This is a genomic window from Paracoccus spongiarum (genome assembly GCF_030732095.1).
Taxonomy (GTDB): domain Bacteria; phylum Pseudomonadota; class Alphaproteobacteria; order Rhodobacterales; family Rhodobacteraceae; genus Paracoccus; species Paracoccus spongiarum.
Map to the genome: position 1 here is coordinate 1 of NZ_JAVAMQ010000056.1, position 1,550 is coordinate 1,550.

Sequence of the window (1,550 nt, forward strand, 5' to 3'; positions counted from 1 at the left end):
CGCCGGGTGACCATGAAGCCACCGAAGATGTTGACCCCCGCCATCAGCACGGCCAGCGCGCCCAGCAGCACCACCCACCAGCTGTTCGAGCCGATCTGCATCAGCGCGCCCAGGATGATGATCGAGCTGATCGCGTTGGTGATCGCCATCAGCGGCGTGTGCAGCGAATGGGCGACGTTCCAGATCACCCGGAAGCCGACAAAGCAGGCCAGCACGAAGACGATGAAATGCGACATGAAGCTGGCCGGCGCGACCAGCCCGACCAGCAGCAGCAGCAGCCCCGCCGCCACCAGCATGGTGACCTGGCTCTTCGTCTCGGCCTTGAAGGCGGCGACCTCGGCGGCGCGGCGCTCGTCGGGGGTCAGCTCCTTCTTCTTCTCCTTCGGCTTCTGCGCCGCGATGGCGGCGATCTTGGGCGGCGGCGGCGGCCATGTCACGTCGTGGTCGCGGGTCACGGTGGCGCCGCGGATCACGTCATCCTCCATGTTGTGTTCGATCACGCCGTCCTTCTTGGGCGTCAGGTCGAACAGGAAATGACGGATGTTGTTGCCGTAGAGTTCAGAAGCCTGCGCGCCCATGCGCGAGGGGAAGTCGGTATAGCCGATGATCACCACGCCATTGTCGGTGACGATCCGCTGGTCGGGCACGGTCAGGTCGCAATTGCCGCCCTTTTCGGCAGCCAGATCGACGATGACGCTGCCCGGCTTCATCATGGCCACCATGTCGGCGGTCCACAGTTTCGGCGCATCCCGGCCTGGGATCAGCGCGGTGGTGATCACCACATCCATCTGCGGCGCCAGCTCGCGGAACTTCTCCAGCTGCTTTTCACGGAATTCCGGGCTGGAGGGCGCGGCATAGCCGCCCGTGGCGGCGCCGTCCTGGGCCTGTTCCTCGAAATCAAGGAACACGAACTCGGCGCCCATCGATTCGATCTGCTCGGCCACCTCGGGGCGAACGTCAAAGGCATAGACCTGCGCGCCGAGGCTGACCGAGGTGCCGATCGCGGCAAGACCCGCGACGCCGGCGCCGACCACCAGCACCTTGGCCGGCGGCACCTTGCCCGCCGCCGTCACCTGCCCGGTGAAGAAACGGCCGAAATTGTTCGCAGCCTCGATCACCGCGCGATAGCCGGCGATATTGGCCATCGAGGACAGCGCGTCCATCTTCTGCGCGCGGCTGATGCGCGGCACCATGTCCATCGCGATGGCCGTGATGCCCTGATCCCTGGCCTTTTCCAGAAGCGCCGCGTTCTGGGCGGGGTAGAAGAACGAGATCAGGGTCTGGCCCTCGCGCATCTGGCCGATCTCGTCCTCGGAGGGCGGTCGGACCCGCGCCACCACATCGACCGCGGCCAGCAGATCGGCGGCGCTGGCCTCGACCGTGACCCCGGCCTTGCGATAGTCGTCGTCGCCGAAGCCGGAACGCGCCCCCGCGCCGGCCTCGACGAAAACATCGTGCCCCAGCTTCTGAAGATGTCCCGCGGAGGACGGCGTGATCGCCACCCGTGCCTCGCCCTCGAAACTCTCCTTCAAAGCGCCAATCTTCATGGC

At 66.2% G+C, this 1,550-nt stretch carries 1 protein-coding gene; it reads right to left on the bottom strand.

Annotated elements, in window-relative coordinates; all coding sequences use genetic code 11:
- On the bottom strand, positions 1-1,547 hold a 1,547-nt coding region (locus Q5Y72_RS19610; RefSeq protein ID WP_305965067.1), incomplete at its 3' end, for a Re/Si-specific NAD(P)(+) transhydrogenase subunit alpha.
- Positions 1,548-1,550 lie beyond the last annotated feature (3 nt).